The organism is Pseudomonas khavaziana (assembly GCF_019145205.1).
Taxonomy (GTDB): domain Bacteria; phylum Pseudomonadota; class Gammaproteobacteria; order Pseudomonadales; family Pseudomonadaceae; genus Aquipseudomonas; species Aquipseudomonas khavaziana.
Map to the genome: position 1 here is coordinate 709,756 of NZ_JAHSTT010000001.1, position 16,600 is coordinate 726,355.

15 protein-coding genes are annotated in these 16,600 nt (G+C 60.5%); 7 read left to right on the forward strand and 8 right to left on the reverse strand.

Annotated features, from left to right (window positions below; genetic code table 11):
• Window positions 1-46: 46 nt before the first annotated feature.
• On the reverse strand, window positions 47-2,338 hold the full coding sequence (gene bglX / locus KVH01_RS03180; protein WP_217880424.1) for a beta-glucosidase BglX: 2,292 nt from the start codon (window positions 2,336-2,338) through the stop codon (window positions 47-49).
• A gap of 238 nt (window positions 2,339-2,576) precedes the next feature.
• On the opposite strand from bglX, the gene KVH01_RS03185 reads away from it, so the two are divergent.
• The 4 genes from KVH01_RS03185 (at window position 2,577) to KVH01_RS03200 (ending at window position 6,023) form a co-directional block, all read left to right on the forward strand.
• Window positions 2,577-3,188, forward strand: coding sequence for a LemA family protein (locus KVH01_RS03185; protein ID WP_043046330.1), 612 nt, complete (start codon window positions 2,577-2,579; stop codon window positions 3,186-3,188).
• 18 nt (window positions 3,189-3,206) lie between these two features.
• Complete coding sequence (locus KVH01_RS30285) at window positions 3,207-3,935, forward strand: TPM domain-containing protein (RefSeq protein ID WP_217880425.1); 729 nt, start codon at window positions 3,207-3,209, stop codon at window positions 3,933-3,935.
• 31 nt (window positions 3,936-3,966) lie between these two features.
• The gene (locus KVH01_RS03195; protein WP_043046333.1) at window positions 3,967-4,584 is read left to right on the forward strand and encodes a TPM domain-containing protein; all 618 of its coding nucleotides are present in this window, start codon (window positions 3,967-3,969) and stop codon (window positions 4,582-4,584) included.
• Between the two features lie 221 nt (window positions 4,585-4,805).
• Window positions 4,806-6,023, forward strand: a complete 1,218-nt coding sequence (locus KVH01_RS03200) for a class I SAM-dependent methyltransferase (protein ID WP_217880426.1) — start codon at window positions 4,806-4,808, stop codon at window positions 6,021-6,023.
• A gap of 123 nt (window positions 6,024-6,146) precedes the next feature.
• On the opposite strand, the gene KVH01_RS03205 is transcribed toward KVH01_RS03200, so the two are convergent.
• The 5 genes from KVH01_RS03205 to KVH01_RS03225 form a co-directional block, all read right to left on the reverse strand.
• Window positions 6,147-8,705, reverse strand: a complete 2,559-nt coding sequence (locus tag KVH01_RS03205; protein WP_217880427.1) for a TonB-dependent receptor — start codon at window positions 8,703-8,705, stop codon at window positions 6,147-6,149.
• A 127-nt stretch (window positions 8,706-8,832) separates the two neighbouring features.
• The gene (locus tag KVH01_RS03210) at window positions 8,833-9,801 is read right to left on the reverse strand and encodes a FecR family protein (protein ID WP_217880428.1); all 969 of its coding nucleotides are present in this window, start codon (window positions 9,799-9,801) and stop codon (window positions 8,833-8,835) included.
• Entirely contained in the window at window positions 9,798-10,337 is a 540-nt protein-coding gene (locus KVH01_RS03215; protein ID WP_217880429.1) for an RNA polymerase sigma factor, read from the reverse strand. The genes KVH01_RS03210 and KVH01_RS03215 overlap by 4 nt, the downstream gene beginning before the upstream one ends.
• Before the next feature lie 200 nt (window positions 10,338-10,537).
• The gene (locus tag KVH01_RS03220; protein WP_217880430.1) at window positions 10,538-11,410 is read right to left on the reverse strand and encodes a dihydrodipicolinate synthase family protein; all 873 of its coding nucleotides are present in this window, start codon (window positions 11,408-11,410) and stop codon (window positions 10,538-10,540) included.
• A gap of 27 nt (window positions 11,411-11,437) precedes the next feature.
• Window positions 11,438-12,220: an aldolase gene (locus KVH01_RS03225; RefSeq protein ID WP_217880431.1), complete on the reverse strand. Its 783-nt coding sequence runs from the start codon at window positions 12,218-12,220 to the stop codon at window positions 11,438-11,440.
• Window positions 12,221-12,380: 160 nt separating this feature from the next.
• On the opposite strand from KVH01_RS03225, the gene KVH01_RS03230 reads away from it, so the two are divergent.
• Window positions 12,381-12,908, forward strand: a complete 528-nt coding sequence (locus KVH01_RS03230) for a helix-turn-helix domain-containing protein (RefSeq protein WP_217880432.1) — start codon at window positions 12,381-12,383, stop codon at window positions 12,906-12,908.
• A 75-nt stretch (window positions 12,909-12,983) separates the two neighbouring features.
• Here the strand turns inward: KVH01_RS03230 and KVH01_RS03235 are convergent, their stop codons facing one another.
• Window positions 12,984-14,000, reverse strand: a complete 1,017-nt coding sequence (locus KVH01_RS03235) for a DUF4917 family protein (protein WP_217880433.1) — start codon at window positions 13,998-14,000, stop codon at window positions 12,984-12,986.
• Window positions 14,001-14,123: 123 nt separating this feature from the next.
• Between KVH01_RS03235 and yiaY the strand changes: the two genes are divergently transcribed.
• Window positions 14,124-15,272, forward strand: a complete 1,149-nt coding sequence (gene yiaY, locus KVH01_RS03240) for an L-threonine dehydrogenase (protein ID WP_217880434.1) — start codon at window positions 14,124-14,126, stop codon at window positions 15,270-15,272.
• An 89-nt stretch (window positions 15,273-15,361) separates the two neighbouring features.
• A complete protein-coding gene (locus KVH01_RS03245) occupies window positions 15,362-16,036 on the forward strand; it encodes an NAD(P)H-binding protein (protein ID WP_217880435.1) in 675 nt (224 codons plus the stop codon).
• 23 nt (window positions 16,037-16,059) lie between these two features.
• On the opposite strand, the gene KVH01_RS03250 is transcribed toward KVH01_RS03245, so the two are convergent.
• Window positions 16,060-16,548: a DMT family transporter gene (locus KVH01_RS03250; RefSeq protein ID WP_124399704.1), complete on the reverse strand. Its 489-nt coding sequence runs from the start codon at window positions 16,546-16,548 to the stop codon at window positions 16,060-16,062.
• Between the last annotated feature and the right edge of the window lie 52 nt (window positions 16,549-16,600).

The following is a 16,600-nucleotide window of genomic DNA, read 5'->3' on the forward strand; positions in this document are numbered from 1 at the left end:
CGAATCGTCGCGCCGCCCCTCCCACATTTTTTACTGCATTTGAGGTTTAGAGCAGTTCAAAGGTCTGTTGCTGCACATCCTGGGAATCCAGCCCGATCTGCACATTGAACTCACCCGGTTCCGCCGCGAACTTGAGCTGGGTGTTGTAGAACTTCAAGTCCTCCTCGGTGATGGTGAAGTGCAGCGTGCGTTCTTCGCCAGCCTTGAGCATGACCTTCTGGAAGTTCTTCAGCTCCTTGATCGGGCGGATCATTGAGCCGGCCACGTCCTGGATATACAACTGCACCACGGTTTCGCCATCAACCTTGCCGGTGTTCTTCACCGTGACGCTGGCGTCGAGCTTGCCGGTCTTGTTCAGGGTGGTGGACGACAGCGCCATGTCCGCCAGGCTGAACGAGGTGTAGCTCAGGCCATAGCCAAATGGAAACAGCGGACCTGTGGTGTCATCGAAGTACTGCGAGGTGTAGTTGCCCGGCTTGCCTGGGGTGAATGGCCGGCCAATGGTCAGGTGGTTGTAGTAGGTGGGAATCTGCCCCACCGAACGGGGGAAGGTGATCGGCAGCTTGCCCGACGGGTTGTAGTCACCGAACAGCACGTCGGCGATGGCGTTGCCCCCTTCGGTGCCGGCGAACCAGGTTTCCAGGATCGCGTCGGCCTGCTGGCTCTCGTCGAGGATCGACAGCGGACGGCCGTTCATCAGTACCAGTACCAACGGCTTGCCGGTGGCTTTCAAGGCCTTGATCAAGTCGCGCTGGCTTTGCGGGATGTTCAAATCGGTGCGGCTCGACGATTCGTGGGACATGCCACGGGACTCGCCCACCGCCGCGACGATCACGTCGGCATTCTTTGCCGCTTTTACTGCTTCGTCGATCAGCACTTGGGCAGGGCGCGGGTCATCCACCACTTCCGGGGCGTCGAAGTTAAGGAAGTTGAGGTAATCGAGCACCGCCTTGTCGCCGGTGATGTTGGCGCCGCGGGCATAGATCACTTTGCCCTTCTCGCCGATCACCGCGTTCAGGCCATCGAGCAGGGTCACCGATTGCGTAGGTCGGCCGGCTGCAGCCCAACTGCCCATCATGTCGATGGGTGCCTTGGCCAGCGGGCCGACGAGGGCAATGGTCGCGGATTTTTTCAACGGCAGGGTTTCGTTGTGGTTCTTCAGCAACACCAGGCTGCGGCGCGCGATGTCGCGGGCTTCGGCGCGGTGCAGGCGGCTGTCGGCGTAGGTGTCGGCCGGGTCATCCTCGGCCTTGCCGATGCGCAGGTACGGGTCCTTGAACAGGCCCATGTCGTACTTGGCGCCGAGCACTTCGCGCACGGCGTTGTCGATGTCGCTCTGCTCGATCTCGCCGGACTTGAGCAGCCCGGGCAATTCCTTGCCGTACAGCGAGTCGTTCATGCTCATGTCGATGCCGGCCTTGATCGCCAGCTTGGCGGCTTCGCGCCCGTCCTTGGCCACGCCGTGCTTGATCAGCTCGAAGATCGCGCCGTGGTCGCTGACGGTCAGGCCCTTGAAGCCCCAGTCTCTGCGCAGCAGGTCGTTCATCAGCCAGGTGTTGGCGGTGGCGGGCACGCCGTTGATCGAGTTCAACGCCACCATCACGCCGCCGGAACCGGCCTTGATTGCCGCGTGGTAGGGCGGCAGGTAGTCCTGGTACATCTTGACCGGGCTCATGTCGACCACGTTGTAGTCGCGCCCGCCTTCTACCGCGCCATACAGGGCGAAGTGCTTGACGCTGGCCATCAGGCTGTCGGCATTCGCGGGGCTGGTGCCCTGGAACGCCTTGACCATGACTTCGGCAATGCGCGAGACCAGGTAGGTGTCTTCACCGAACCCTTCGGAGGTGCGGCCCCAGCGTGGATCGCGGGAGATATCGACCATTGGCGCAAAAGTGATGTCGAGGCTGTCGGCAGCGGCTTCCTGGGCGGCGATGCGCCCGGAGCGGCCGATGGCGTCCATGTCCCAGCTGGAGGCCAGGGCCAGGCTGATCGGGAAAATCGTGCGGTGACCGTGGATTACGTCGTAGGCGAAGAACATCGGGATCTTCAAGCGGCTGCGCATGGCCGCGTCCTGCATTGGACGGTTTTCCGGGCGGGTGATGGAGTTGAACGTGCCACCGATACGGCCGGCGGCGATTTCCTGGCGGATCAGTTCCCGGGGCATTTCCGGGCCGATGCTGATCAGGCGCAATTGCCCGATCTTTTCATCCAGGGTCATTTGCTTGAGCAGGTCGCTGACGAAGGCGTCCTTGTCTTTGAGCGCAGCAGGCTTTGTTTCTGCCCAGACGGGGTGGGTGGCCAGAGTGGCAACAAGGCCGAGCAAACACAGCTTCTTCATGAATATCCTTTTTCGGCTCACTGCACAGCGATAACGCTGATCGGCCAAAATGTGGGGAGCGTCTATTGTTGTTCGGGTGTTGTTCAGATAAATGCAGCACACTCTGAACTCTTTTTCGCGCTGGGCATCTTTGTAGCTGATTGGCTCGATGCATGCCAGTGGTGGCGGATTATGCCCCAAGCGCGTCGTTTGTAGGGTTAGTCATCAAATTCCATCGAGATCGGGCAGGAGAAACATCATGCAAGCAGCACAAACTTACCGCTGGGGCTTCAAGGCTGCGGCGTTGTTACTGATCAGCACCGTGCTGAGCGGTTGCGGCATCAACAATATCCCGACCCTGGACGAACAGGCCAAGGCGGCCTGGGGCCAGGTGCAGAACCAGTACCAGCGCCGTGCCGACCTGATCCCCAACCTGGTGGAAGTGGTCAAGGGCTACGCCGCCCATGAGCAAGACACCCTGACCGCGGTGATTGAAGCACGGGCCAAGGCCACCTCGATCCAGGTGGATGCCAGCACCCTGGACAACCCGGAAAAACTCAAGCAGTTCCAGCAAGCCCAGGACGGCCTGAGCGGCGCACTCAGTCGCTTGATGGTGGTGTCCGAGCGTTATCCGGACCTCAAGGCCAATCAGAACTTCCTGGCCTTGCAATCCCAGCTTGAAGGCACCGAGAACCGTATCGCCGTGGCCCGCCGTGATTTCATCCAGACCGTGCAAGCCTACAACACCGAAATCCGTACTTTCCCGGGCCGCCTGTGGCACACCGTGATGTACAGCGACCTGCCGATTCGCGCCACGTTTGAAGCCACCAGTGCCGATGCCGATAAAGCACCGCAAGTGAAGTTCAAATAAGGCCGCGCTGAGGTGTCGATGCGTTTATTACGGATAGGCCTGGCGCTGTGGCTGTTGGCCTGCGTGGGCGTGGCCCAGGCAGCGTTGACCTTCCCGGCGCTGAGCGGGCGTGTGGTGGACAGCGCGCAGATGATCGACCCGGCGGTGCGCGAGCAACTGACCCAGCAGTTGCAGGCGCTGGAGCAAAGCTCGGGCGACCAGGTCGTGGTGGTCACCGTGCCCGACCTGCAGGGCGTGCCCATTGAAGACTACGGTTATCAATTGGGCCGCCAGTGGGGTATTGGCCAGAAGGGCAAGGACAACGGCGCGCTGCTGATCGTCTCCCGTGATGACCGCAAAGTGCGCATCGAAGTCGGTTACGGCCTGGAAGGTGTGCTGACGGATGCGCAGTCCTGGGTGATCATCAATCAGGTGATCCTGCCCAAGTTCAAGGCCGGTAACTTCAGCCAAGGCATCAGCGACGGCGTGGCCGCGATGGTGCAGGTGGTGGGCGGCGACCCCTTGGCAGTGCCGGCCCATGTGGCAGATGCCAACTTTGCCAAGGATAATCCCGGATTTTCCATCGGCTTGTTTATCCTGCTGATCGGCGTGTTGTGGCTGTGCAATCGCATGGGCCTGCCGGTGGGCGCTATCCTGCTGGCCATTCTCAGCAGCAGTGGACGCGGTGGCGGTGGGGGAGGCGGTGGCGGTGGTTTCCGGGGCGGCGGCGGTGGCTTCGGCGGCGGCGGGGCTTCGGGGGGCTGGTAATGACAATAACTAGAAAAGAGCATCTACAACCATGGCATTACTGACTGAACACGAGCAACGCCAAGTCGCCGAAGCCATCGCCCGGGTCGAGAAAACAACCGACGCGGAGTTGGTAACGGTGCTGGCGGCGCGGGCCGATGACTACGCCTACATACCGTTATTGTGGGCCAGCTTGATCGCGTTGGTGGTGCCTGGCGTGGTGCACTACCTGTCGGGCTACCTGACCATGTACACCTTGCTGTTGGCGCAATGGGCGACGTTCATTGTGTTGTGCCTGGTGTTCCGCTTGCCCAAGGTCACCACCCGGCTGATCCCGCGTTCAGTACGCCACTGGCGTGCGTCCAACCTGGCGCGCCGGCAGTTCCTGGAGCAGAACCTGCACCACACCGTGGGCAGCACCGGCGTGCTGATTTTTGTCAGCGAGGCGGAGCGTTACGTGGAGATCCTGGTGGATGACGGGATTTCCCAGCGCCTGGATGACAGCAACTGGGATGCCATCGTCCAGGCGTTTACCCAGCAGGTGAAGCAGGGCCAGACCCTGGCCGGGTTCATCGCCTGCGTTGAAGCCTGTGGCGAGTTGCTCAAGGTGCATGTGCCGGTGACGCAAACGCGCAATGAACTGCCCAATCGCCTGGTGGTACTCGAATAGTCCAGCCAACTCAGTTCCAAATGTGGGAGGGGGCTTGCTCCCGATGGCGGTGCACCAGTCAACGAATCTGTTGGCTGACACACTGCAATCGGGGGCAAGCCCCCTCCCACATTTGGATCTACTGTGGCTGCTGGAACTGACCATTGGTCAAATAACTCCGTGCCGTTGAGGGTTATCCCCCCTAAAATGCCCGGCATTCTTTGCCCGAGGCGTTTTTGTTCATGTCCGTCACCGCTCAACCCGCCAACCCTGCGCCGGATCATCACGCCCAGTTCATCCAATTGCTGAGCGCAAGCCTTGCGCAAAACGCCTTTATCAAGCTGGTGCTGGCCAAGTACGTCGGTGAGGAAGCCGAGCTGCAACGGCTGATCATCAAGCCGGTCACCGTCAAAGACCAGCCGTGCCTGTCCTTCGTGTACCGCTACAAGACCCGCGACATCACCAAGAATTTCCCCGTGGCCGAGGGTGTGGCGGCGATTGCCGCGCTGTTGCCGGCGTCGTTCAAGAACGCGCACTTGCTGTCGCTGACCGACGAAGCCCAGTTGGAATACAGCAAGAAGAACAAAAGTTCGCTGTTCAAAAGCAAGCCGCAGCAACTGCGTGAGGCGCCGTCGGCCGAGCATAACCGTGAAAAGAACCGCTTCCTCGACCTGAGTCGGCCGTTCCTCGCCGACCTCGGTGTGACCGACGCCAAGCAGGCGCTGATCCCATCGATGTCGCGCAAGTGGAAGCAGATCAACAAGTTCATCGAAGTGTTCAGCCATGCGCTGACGTCGTCGCCGTTGAAGCTCGATCAACCGGTGCGCGTTGCCGATTTCGGCTCGGGCAAGGGTTACCTGACCTTCGCCATCCATGACTACCTGCGCAATACCCTCAAGGCCGAGGGCGAGGTCACCGGCGTTGAATTGCGCGAAGACATGGTCTCTCTGTGCAACGCCGCCGCTGCGCGCCTTGAGCACCCGGGACTGGTGTTCAAGTGTGGGGATGTGCGCAGCGTGGCGCCGAGTGAGCTGGACGTGATGATCGCCCTGCATGCCTGCGACATTGCCACTGATTATGCGATCCACACCGGCATCCGTTCCGGCGCGTCGATCATCATGTGCTCGCCGTGCTGCCACAAGCAGATCCGCCTGCAGATCCAGAGCCCGGCGCTGCTCAAGCCGATGCTGCAATACGGCCTGCACCTGGGCCAGCAGGCGGAAATGGTCACCGACAGTTTGCGTGCGTTGTTCCTCGAAGCCTGCGGCTATGAGACCAAGGTGTTTGAGTTCATCTCGTTGGAACATACCAACAAGAACAAGATGATTCTTGCGGTCAAGCGTGCGCAGCCTTTGGACAACGCGCAGTTGCTGGTGAAAATCCAGGAGCTCAAGGCGTTCTACCACATTACGGAACATTGCCTGGAAACCCTGCTGCGCGCCGATGGCTACCTGGCCTGAATACAGCGTTTTTGTAGGAGCGAGCTTGCTCGCGAAAAACATAAGGACGCTTCGGGGCATCAGGTGCCCTCGTGTCAGCGTTGGCGATTTTCGCGAGCAAGCTCGCTCCTACAGGTTCAGCGATCAGAAGAACCGCGTCACGCTGATCTTCGCATCGCGGCCCTTGGTGTAGGCGCGGTCGCCGCTCAAGGCCGGGCGGAAGTTTTCGTTGAACAGGTTGTCCACGGTGAAGTTGACCTCGGTGCCTTTGAGGTACGCCTGCTGCGGGGTCCATTTGGCGAACAGGCCCTGGGTGTTGTAGCGCTTGTTGCCGTACTGGTCGAAGAACAAGTCACCCACACCGGAGCCTGGGCCACCGGAGTATTTGTCGCTGGGCAGGCGGTCGGTGGCACCGATGAACTGGCCCATCCAGCCCACCTGGGCATCCCAGGCGGGGATGTGGGTACCCAAGACCAGCACCCATTTGGTCGGCGGGATATCCCGCGCTGCCACATCAGGGCCCCAGGGGTTGGTGTAGGCGCCTTGGTGCTGGCCCTTGGCATAGGCGAACGACACCGAACCAAACAGGTAGGTGGAGTTATAGATCGACTCCAGCTCGACGCCCTTGATGGTCATGCCACCGATATTGCGGTAGTTGGACATCGGTCCCGGCGGGCACGCAGAGGCAATGCTGCCGCCGTTGATGGCCTGGTTCTGGCAACCCACGCCGGTGGCCTTGAAGATTTCGTCTTCGACTTTGTTGTGGAACAGGGTGGTGCGCAGCTGCAGGTTATCGTCCTGGGCGATCAGGTTGTCGAAGCTGGTGATGTTGCCCAGGGTGATCGAGGTGATGCGTTCCGGGTCCAGGTCCACGCTGGTGGCGGTACGGCTGCCCAGGCCCTGGACTTCATATTGTTCGTCGATCACCGGCGCACGCCAGGTCTGGCTCCAGTTGGCGAACAGCCCGACGTTCGGCGTCACGGTCCAGAACAGCGCCACGCGTGGCGACCAGCCTGTGTAGGTGCGGTCGCTGTAGTCGTGGCCAACGGCCGGGTCGGGGTTGTTGTAGTAGGGCGCATCGTTGCCTTCGCCGCGGTTGCGCACATGGTCGTAGCGCAGGGACGGCGTAATCGTCACGTCGCCGATGGTCACCGCGTCCTGGATAAAGAAGCTGTTGGTGTCGACCTTGCCGTGGGGCATGAAGCCCGGCTGGAAGTGCCCGTAGTTGTAGCGCGCTGTGTTGTAAGTGGTGCCGGGCATCCACATTTCGGTTTCGCGGACATGCTTGCGGATCTGCCCGCCGACGGTTACGGCGTGCTGCAAGGGGCCGGTATCGAACAGGCTGACGTTACGGATATCGAGGTTCTTGTCCGTATAGGACGTGTCCATCTTGCGCCCGCCGGTGGCCAGCTGGAAAAACGCGGTGGCGTCACGCTCGTCGGTCTGCTCGGTGTCGGACTGGGAATACTTGATGGTCAAGTCCACCAGCGGGTTGTCCAGGGGTTGGTATTCGTACTTGCCCGACCAGGTGGTGTCGACCGTGTCACGGTGGGCCAGGAAACGCTTCAACGCCCCTTCGTAGCCGTAGCGGTCGATGTTGAACTGGGTGGGCGGCGTCGGATAGCTCGCGGCGGAAAACGGCGTCCAGCGGTTGCTGTGGGAGCGCGAGTACGACAGGCCGACACTGTGCTCATCGGTGAAATGGGCGTTGACCTTGAACAGCTTGCCGTCCACATCCTGGGCGCTGTTGGGCAGGCGCTGGGGGTTGATGGGGTATTGGTTATTCTCGTTGGGCAACTTGGCGGCCACCTTCATATCGCCGCCGTCCCGTTGAGTCAGGTAGGCCAGCGCGTCGAAGCGACCATCGTCGGTACGACCATACACCGCACCGCTGTAGACCTGTTCATGGTCATTGCTGGAGTAGCCGTATTTGAGCATCGCGCCGCTGTTGCGGCCGTCCTTGAGCAGGTCCGGGGCATCCTTCGTAATCATGTTGACCGTGCCGCCGAAGCCGCCATTGCCGGTGAACGGCGAATTGGGGCCTTTTTCCACTTCGATGCGCTTGATCAGCTCAGGCTCGATGAACACCGTGCCTTGCTGGTAGCGCTCAAAGCCAGTCTTGGTAGCGCCGTCCACGGTCAGCGGTACGTCTTCGGCATCACCGAAACCACGGATGTTGATGGTCTGGCCGCCGGGTTTCAGCGAGCCGCCCTGGCTGACGCCGGGCAGGGTCTGCAACAGGCTCGGGATGTTATTGGACTGGTAGCGGTCGATGTCGGCCTGGGTCAGGGTGGAGCGGTTGACCGTGCTGGAGTTCACTTCGTTGCCGGTGCCGATCACGCTTAACGTGTCCAGCTGGATCGCGCCGCTTTGGGTGGTCTTGCCCTCATCCGGGCGCACGACATAGGTGCTGCCGACCTTGATCAGGGTGAAGTCGCCATTCTTGAGCAGGGAGCGAATCGCCGCTTCCGCTGTGTAGTCACCGTTGAGTGCCGGCGCTTGCAGGTTCTTGAGCAGGCTTTCATCGAACAGCAGCTGGATTTTAGCCTGTTGCGCCACCTGGCTCAGGGACGTGGCCAACGACTGGGCCGGCAGTTGCAGCTTGAACGACGCGGCCTGGGCGCTGAGGCTGAAGGTCAGGCAGGTAGCGATGAGCGTCGGTCGAAGAAACAGGTGCGAAGCGTGGCAAGGCGCGCGAAACATGAAATCCCCCGGTGCGGCTAAGTAGCCAAAAAGGTGTGCGTATCAAACGCAGACAGAAGGGAGACGGGGCAGGCAAAAAAAACCACACATGCGAATGCAAAATATTCTCATGTGTGGATTATGCAGGCTATTTGTTTGGCTCGATTTTCACAATGCCATCGGTCGATACCACGGTTTTCACCGGCAACAATGCGGGCAGGGCGCTGAGCAGGGCGTCCGGGTCATTCACGTCAAGGTTGCCCGACACCTTGAGTTGGGCGACGGCCTTGTTGACCTGCAACGGTTGTTGGGGACGGTATAAGCTCAATTCGTCGATCAGGCTGGCCAGCTCGCGATTACGAAACGACAAGTGCCCGCTGCGCCAATCGGCCACTTCTTCGGCGCTGAGGGTTTGCTGTTGCAAGGTGCCCTTGGCGTAGTTGTAAGCAGCGCGTTGCCGGGCGCCGAGCAGAGTGACCGGGCTTTTGCCATCCGCTTCGAACGCCACTTGGCCATGGGCAACACTGACCACCAGTTGCTGCTGGCCGCGACGCACATCAAAACCGGTGCCCACCACCCGTACGTTCGACTCGCCGGCCTGTACGTAGAGTGGGCGCTCCTTGTCGGCGGCTACTTCGATATACAGCTGGCCCTTGTCCAGGTGCAGGATGCGTTGGTGGGCGTTGAAGTCCACACGGATGCGGGTGTTGGCATTTACATACAAGCGGCTGCCATCGGGCAGGTTCAATGTGCGCATGCCCTTGGCCTGGGTGGCGATCTGGCTGTGATACAGCTCGCGGGGCGCGCCGAGAGGCGTTGCCATCACGGCGCAGAGCAGGGCAGCGGCCACCGCCAAGGCAGGGCGCCAGAGGCTGGGCTTGCGCTGGGCCAATGGCACGGGTTTGTTCAGTTGTTGCAATTGGGCCAGGTCGGCCCACAGCTGTTCGAATTCGGCATAGGCGCGCGCGTGCGCAGGCACGGCTTGCCAGGCAGCAAAGGCTTTGCGGTCGACGCGGCTCGCCTCGTTGCAGTTGCGTGCAAACCAACTGGCGGCTTGGGCGTCGATGGAGTCGCTTGCTTCGATGTCCAGGGCGTCGATGTCGCTCAGGCGGTTCATTCTGGCTGCTCCGTGCCGGGGTCGGGTTGAAGGCGTCGCTTGCAATGCAGCAGGGCAAAGGCGATGTGCTTTTCTACCATGCTGGTCGAAATGCCCATGCGCTCGGCGATCTGCGCCTGGCCCAGGCCTTCGAAGCGGTGCAGCATAAGGGCTTCTCGTCGGCGGGGCGAGAGTTCGGCGAGGACTTCTTTCAATTGTTCCAGGCGTTGCAGGCGCAGGGCGGCGGCCATGGGGTCGTGCTGCTCGTCGGTGACCGGCTCGGCATCCATTTCGGCGGGGTCAGAGTGGACGGTCTGCCGTACCTTCTGTTTGCGCCAGTGATCGCGCAGCAGGTTGCGCGCCATCTGGAACAGAAACGCCCGTGGCTGCTCGACCTTGGCCCGGTCGCGGTAGCCCAGCCATTGGGTAAAGACATCCTGGGTCATGTCCGCCGCGTCGCTGGCGTTGTCCGTGCGTTTACGCAGGAAATACAGAATATCTGCATAAAACCCGCGACAGGCATCGGCCGATGACGGGTCGGGCTTGGGACGAGACATGGATATCCTTCTTGACGAAGCACGACGTGGAAAAGTCGCGAATGATATCGAGAATTATTGTCATTTGTCTCTATTGAAGTGCCATCTTCTGTAGGAGCGAGCTTGCTCGCGAAAAACGAACAGGCGACCCGAACACCCGATGTGCTGCGTTATCGTTGGCGTTCTTCGCGAGCAAGCTCGCTCCTACAGGGGCGGGGTGTTTACTTCAGAAGTGTTTTGAGTTGCTCGATCCCGGCGTCACCCAGCGGGAATACCGGCAGGCGTGGATTACCTACTTCCAGCCCGGTCAACCGCAACCCAGCCTTGATCGTCGCCGGCAACCCACCCTTGAGGATAAATTGCAGCAATGGCAACTGGCGGTAGAACAGCTCCCGCGCCTGGTTCAGGTCATTAGCCAGCACTGCCTGGTACAAATCCAGGTTGAGTTGCGGGATCAGGTTAGGCGCTGCGGTGCACCAGCCTTTGGCACCGGCGGCGAAAGCCTCCAGGGCCAGCGGATTGCAACCGTTGTAGAACGGCACGTCACTCTGCAGTTTCAGCTGATGCATGCGCTGGATATCGCCGGTGCTCTCCTTGACCATGGTCACGTTGTCGACCTGCTTGAGGATGCGCAGGATCAGCTCCACCGACATGTCGGTGCCGCTGGTGGCCGGGTTGTTGTAGAGCATGATCGGTACGCCGATGCTGTCGCCAATCGCGGCGTAGTGGGCGAGGATTTCCGCTTCGCTGAGCTTCCAGTACGAGGCGGGCAGTACCATCACCACATCGGCGCCGTGCGCTTCGGCATAGCGTGCCCGGCGCACGGCCTTGGCGGTGGTCAGGTCGGATACGCTGACAATGGTCGGCACACGCTTGGCGACTTTCCTGATGCTGTAGGCGCTGACTTCGTCCCACTCGGCGTCGCTCAGGTAAGCGCCTTCGCCGGTGCTGCCCAAGGGCGCGATGGCGTGGACGCCGCTGTCGATCAAGCGGTCGATGGAGCGCCCGAGGGCGTCGAGGTCAATACGCTGGCCGTCGGCGCTGAACGGGGTGATGGTGTAGCCGATGATGCCGTGGATAGTTGGGTTGGACATGGGCAAACTCCGGTCAAAAAGGGGCAATCAGTTCAGGCAATCGGCGTGCGTGCGCAGGTTCTGCCGGGCGTAATAGTTGAACGCGGCGCCATGGCGCTTGGGCTTGGAGATCCAGTCATGGGCTTCGCGCCCCAGCTCCGGCAGGATAGGCTTGACGGTGCCTGCGGCCATCGCCAGCAACTGCAACTTGGCCGCACGTTCGATCAGCTGTGCGATGACGCAAGCCTCTTCGACGCTGGCGCCCGTGGACAACTGGCCGTGGTGCGAAAGCAAAATGGCGCGCTTGTCGCCCAGGGCCGTGGTGATGATTTCCCCTTCTTCATTGCCCACGGGCACGCCGGGCCAGTCCTGCAGGAAGGCGCAGTCTTCGTACAGTGGGCAGAGGTCCATGTGTGACACCTGCAGCGGCACTTCCAGCATCGACAGCGCAGCAATGTGCGTCGGGTGCGTATGGATGATGCAGTTTACATCCGGCCGGCCGCGGTACACCCAGGTATGAAAACGGTTGGCCGGGTTGGGAATGCCATGGCCTTCCAACACTTCAAGGTCTTCGTTGACCAGCAGCAGGTTGCTGGCGGTGATTTCGTCAAAACCCAGGCCCAATTGCTGGGTGTAGTAGGTGCTAGGGGTGGGCCCGCGCGCAGTGATTTGCCCCGCCAGGCCGGAGTCGTGACCGTGCTCGAACAGAATTCGGCAGGTCAGCGCCAGCTTTTGCCGGTCGGTCCACGTATTATCTGCCAGATTGTTTTGCATCTGGCTCAGGGCTTGCTTGACCAGTTGTTCTTTTGGGAGTGCTAATGTCTTGGCCATATCGGTGTCCTTTGGGTGGTTCAATGGACGTCGGATTTGCTGCTCGCCCGCTGCTCGCAAGGTCGTTGGGTGAATGCAAATGACACGAATGATGCTATATGACACTTTGTGTCATTGGCAAGCACGGCTCATCGCTTTCTGCAGGGATTAACCGCAGCAAATGTCTATCCGTTTGAAATTATTGAGAAAAAAACTTGGCGTGACCCTGGAAGCCCTGGCTGAAAAATCCGGGATGACCAAGAGTTATCTGTCGAAAGTGGAGCGCGGGCTCAACACGCCCTCCATAGCCGCTGCGTTGAAATTGGCCAAGGCGTTGAACGTGAAGGTCGAAGAGCTGTTCAGCGAAGACAAGGTCAGCCTCGACAGCTACAGCCTGGTGCGCACTCACGAACGGCCAGACACCTCGCCGGGTTACGCGGTGCTGGCCCATCAAGTCAGCGAGCGCAGCCTGCTGCCGTTCATCATCTACCCACCGGCGGATTTCACCGACAAGACCTTCAAGGAGCATTTGGGGGAAGAGTTTCTGTTCGTGCATGAAGGCCGGGTGGAAGTGGATTTCATGAACGAGCGGGTGATTTTGGAGCGTGGTGACGCTTTGCATTTCAATGCGCAGAAGCCCCACCGCCTTCGTTCGTTGGGGGAGGTGCAGGCTCAATTGCTGGTGGTGGTGCACAGTTCGGAGGAGTAACGCTTGCCGCAACCTGAAATGCAGTCAGTGTGGGAGCAAGCCCCCTCCCACATTTGATTTTCTTTGTTCACTGGATCAGCGTTCGACCGGGACCGAAAGCGTCGGGTTACCCAGCGGATGGGTGCGTGCTACGAAGAACCTCAGCGTTGCGCCACTGCCCTCAAACAACTCCAAATACCGCCGCTTCTGCTGGCGGATAAACCCATCGCTGCGCCCCGACACCGAGATCGCCAGGGTGCTGATGCTGGCTTGGCGAATTGCATCCACCAGGTGTTGATCCTGCGGTCCCAAGTCGTGGCCGAAGATGCACAACGCGCCTTCATGGCTCAGCAGTTGCTCATAACAGAACGACAGGTAATCCGAACTGCGGATGCTCTTGAGCTTCTCTTCTACCTTGCCTTCACTGACGAACAGTGGCACATCGTCCAGGGTCTTGATCGTGTTGTTGATCGCAAAGCTGCTGAGCAAGGTGCTGTCGGTGGACGGCAGTTTGCGTGCCGTGCCATCGAGGTTGCGCACCAGGTGCAGGCCGCCGTGCAGGTAGAGGATGCGCGTGGCATCGGTATGGGTATTGCGCAGGTCGAAGCTTGAGTCGGCGCTGCGGAACAGGTCATCAATGCCCGGCGTGTGGAGGATCGCCCAGTAGTTGAGCAAGTCGTAGTTGCTGGTGAAGACGGTGGCGTAGTTGGCCAATTCTGCGTTGATCGTCGTCAGCGTCGACGGCTGCACCAGGCGCCAGGGAATGTGCACGGCATGAATGGTGTTGATCAGCGCTTCCTTGATCGCGTAGTAACGGTTACGCGGCGCCGCCGAACTCACCGCCAGGGCCTTGTTGACCCGGCTGGTGGTCTTCAAGGCGCCCAGGACCTGTTCGAAGCTGCGGGTTTGCAGGGCGTCAAATACGCTGAGTTCGGACTGGCTCAGGGGTTTTTCTTCAACGGTGCGGGCGTTTTCGAACAGCGAATCGTAGGCGAAGTCTTCCCAAATCGTACGACTGGCGCCGTTGCCGATCAGAATCCCGCTGAAGTCGAGGGCAGCGCGCAGGGCGCTCCAGTCTTCAAGGTGGGCGTCAATATCCTGGAAATCCTTCATTGCGGCGGGTCTACTCGAAATCGGCTGGGCGGTGACTTTATCACGAGCCGACGTTGATCCTGATCAAGATGCGCCATGCGGTACAGGTTGATTCTGTGGGCATAAAGCCTCTGAGGATTGACCATGAGCAGCACGTTCTTCATCCCCGCCGTCAACATCATGGGCAGCGACTGCCTCGACGAAGCCATGATCGCCATTCGCAATTATGGCTTTCGTAAAGCCTTGATCGTCACCGATTCCGGCCTGGCCAAAGCCGGCATGGCCAGCATGATCGCCGAGAAGCTGGCGATGCAGGATATCGATTCGGCGATCTACGACGGCGCCAGGCCCAACCCCACGGTGGAAAACGTCGAGAAGGGCCTGGCGCTGCTACAGCAAAATGCCTGCGATTTTGTGTTGTCCCTGGGCGGCGGCTCGCCCCATGACTGCGCCAAGGGCATCGCGCTTTGCGCCACCAACGGCGGGCGTATCGGCGATTACGAGGGCGTCGACCAATCGAGCAAGCCGCAACTGCCGCTCGTAGCTATCAACACCACCGCCGGCACTGCCAGCGAGATGACACGGTTCTGCATCATCACCGACGAAACCCGCCACGTGAAAATGGCCATCGTCGATCGCAATGTTACGCCGCTGCTGTCGGTCAATGACCCGGCGCTGATGGTCGGCATGCCCAAGGGGCTCACCGCTGCCACTGGCATGGATGCGCTGACCCACGCCATCGAAGCCTATGTGTCCACCGCCGCTACGCCGATCACCGACGCCTGCGCCATCAAGGCCATCGAGCTGATCAGCGCCAACCTGCGTCTGGCGGTGCGCGATGGCAGTGACATGGCGGCACGGGAGAACATGGCCTACGCGCAGTTTCTCGCCGGCATGGCCTTCAACAACGCGTCCCTGGGTTTTGTGCATGCCATGGCCCATCAGTTGGGCGGTTTGTACGACTTGCCCCATGGCGTGTGCAACGCGGTGTTATTGCCCCATGTGCAGAGCTTCAATGCCAGTGTCAGTGCCAAACGCCTGAGCGACGTGGCTCGTGCCCTCGGCGCGGATATCAAGGGCATCACGGTGGAAGAGGGCGCCCAGGCGGCCATCGCAGCGATTCGCCGCTTGTCCCAGGACGTGGATATTCCCGCTGGCCTGCGCGAGCTTGGCGCCAAATTGCAGGATATCCCGCTGCTGGCTGCCAATGCGCTGAAGGATGCGTGTGGGCTGACCAATCCACGGCGAGCTGATCAACGGCAGATCGAAGAGATTTTCCGTAGCGCGTTTTGATAGGGGGCAGCCTTTAGCCGCAAGCGTTAAGCTGCACGCTGAATGCGTTTAACTTGAGCAAGCTTGCGGCTTGCCGCTGAGGTCCCCCAATGAGAGTTCTGTTATTCGGCGCCACCGGCATGGTCGGGCAGGGCGTGCTGCGCGAATGCCTGCTGGCGGCTGATGTGCAGGAAGTCGTCGCCGTCGGCCGTACGCCCCTGACCCAGGAACATGGCAAGCTGCACCAAGTGTTGCACAGCGACATGCTGGATTTCCAACCCCTGGAAAACCTGTTGCAAGGCTTTGACGCGTGTTTCTTCTGTCTCGGCGTTTCCTCGGCGGGCATGAACGAAGCGCGGTACACCCATCTCACCTATGACCTGACCCTGGTCGCTGCCAGTACGCTGGCGCGGCTTAATCCGCAGATGACCTTTATCTATGTGTCCGGTGCCGGCACGGACAGTTCCGAAGCCGGCAAGTCGATGTGGGCCCGGGTCAAGGGCAAGACCGAGAATGCCTTGCTGCGAGTGCCGTTCAAGGCGGTGTACCTGTTCCGTCCGGGGATTATCCAGCCGTTGCATGGTGTGCGTTCGAAAACGCCGCTGTACCAATCTTTCTACAGCGTGCTCGGGCCTGTGCTCTCGTTTGTGCGTCGGATAAAACCGGCTTGGGTGGTAAGCACCGAGACCGTCGGCCGGGCGATGTTGCAAGCCGCCAGCCATGGCGCGCCGCAGCCGGTGGTGGAGCAGGCCGAGATCAATCGCCTGGCTGTCGAGCGCCGTTGACGTTGCACAAACGCTCGATCTGATCAGCCGGTAGTTGCCAGCGCCCGGGCGGGTGCTGCGCTGAACTGAATCAACGCCACGCCGCCGATCAACAACACCGCTCCCAGCACCCGTGGCGTATTCAGTTGGCGTTCCACCAGGCCGAACAGACCAAAATGGTCGAGCAGCAACGACGCAAGAATCTGCCCGGCCATGGCCAACGCAATAAACCCCGATGCGCCCAGCTTGGGCAGCAGCATCAACGCCAACGAAATAAAACACACGCCGAACGCACCGCCGGCCCACATCCACAAGGGTGCCTTGCTGATAAAGGCCAGGCTCGGCAGTGGTAAACGCAGCGCCACCATCACCGGCAGCAACACGATGATGCTTACCAGCAGGGACGCCAGGGTGGCCCACAACGGATGCCCAAGCCCGCGCCCGAGGTTGGCGTTGATCGCACTTTGAAACGGCACCACCGCCCCTGCAATCACCGCCAACGCTAACAAACCCAACCAATGCAACGTCGTCATTTCAAATCTCCCAGAGGTTTTGCTGGACTCTAGGCTATTCGTCACGCAAATT

Bases quoted from the DNA above. Each gene is read 5' to 3' on its own strand.
- KVH01_RS03250 (WP_124399704.1), bottom strand. From the start codon at position 16,548: ATGACGACGTTGCATTGGTTGGGTTTGTTAGCGTTGGCGGTGATTGCA.
- KVH01_RS03200 (WP_217880426.1), top strand. From the start codon at position 4,806: ATGTCCGTCACCGCTCAACCCGCCAACCCTGCGCCGGATCATCACGCC.
- KVH01_RS03185 (WP_043046330.1), top strand. From the start codon at position 2,577: ATGCAAGCAGCACAAACTTACCGCTGGGGCTTCAAGGCTGCGGCGTTG.
- KVH01_RS03205 (WP_217880427.1), bottom strand. From the start codon at position 8,705: ATGTTTCGCGCGCCTTGCCACGCTTCGCACCTGTTTCTTCGACCGACG.
- KVH01_RS03215 (WP_217880429.1), bottom strand. From the start codon at position 10,337: ATGTCTCGTCCCAAGCCCGACCCGTCATCGGCCGATGCCTGTCGCGGG.
- KVH01_RS03195 (WP_043046333.1), top strand. From the start codon at position 3,967: ATGGCATTACTGACTGAACACGAGCAACGCCAAGTCGCCGAAGCCATC.
- KVH01_RS03210 (WP_217880428.1), bottom strand. From the start codon at position 9,801: ATGAACCGCCTGAGCGACATCGACGCCCTGGACATCGAAGCAAGCGAC.
- KVH01_RS30285 (WP_217880425.1), top strand. From the start codon at position 3,207: ATGCGTTTATTACGGATAGGCCTGGCGCTGTGGCTGTTGGCCTGCGTG.
- KVH01_RS03235 (WP_217880433.1), bottom strand. From the start codon at position 14,000: ATGAAGGATTTCCAGGATATTGACGCCCACCTTGAAGACTGGAGCGCC.
- yiaY (WP_217880434.1), top strand. From the start codon at position 14,124: ATGAGCAGCACGTTCTTCATCCCCGCCGTCAACATCATGGGCAGCGAC.
- KVH01_RS03225 (WP_217880431.1), bottom strand. From the start codon at position 12,220: ATGGCCAAGACATTAGCACTCCCAAAAGAACAACTGGTCAAGCAAGCC.
- KVH01_RS03245 (WP_217880435.1), top strand. From the start codon at position 15,362: ATGAGAGTTCTGTTATTCGGCGCCACCGGCATGGTCGGGCAGGGCGTG.
- KVH01_RS03220 (WP_217880430.1), bottom strand. From the start codon at position 11,410: ATGTCCAACCCAACTATCCACGGCATCATCGGCTACACCATCACCCCG.
- KVH01_RS03230 (WP_217880432.1), top strand. From the start codon at position 12,381: ATGTCTATCCGTTTGAAATTATTGAGAAAAAAACTTGGCGTGACCCTG.
- bglX (WP_217880424.1), bottom strand. From the start codon at position 2,338: ATGAAGAAGCTGTGTTTGCTCGGCCTTGTTGCCACTCTGGCCACCCAC.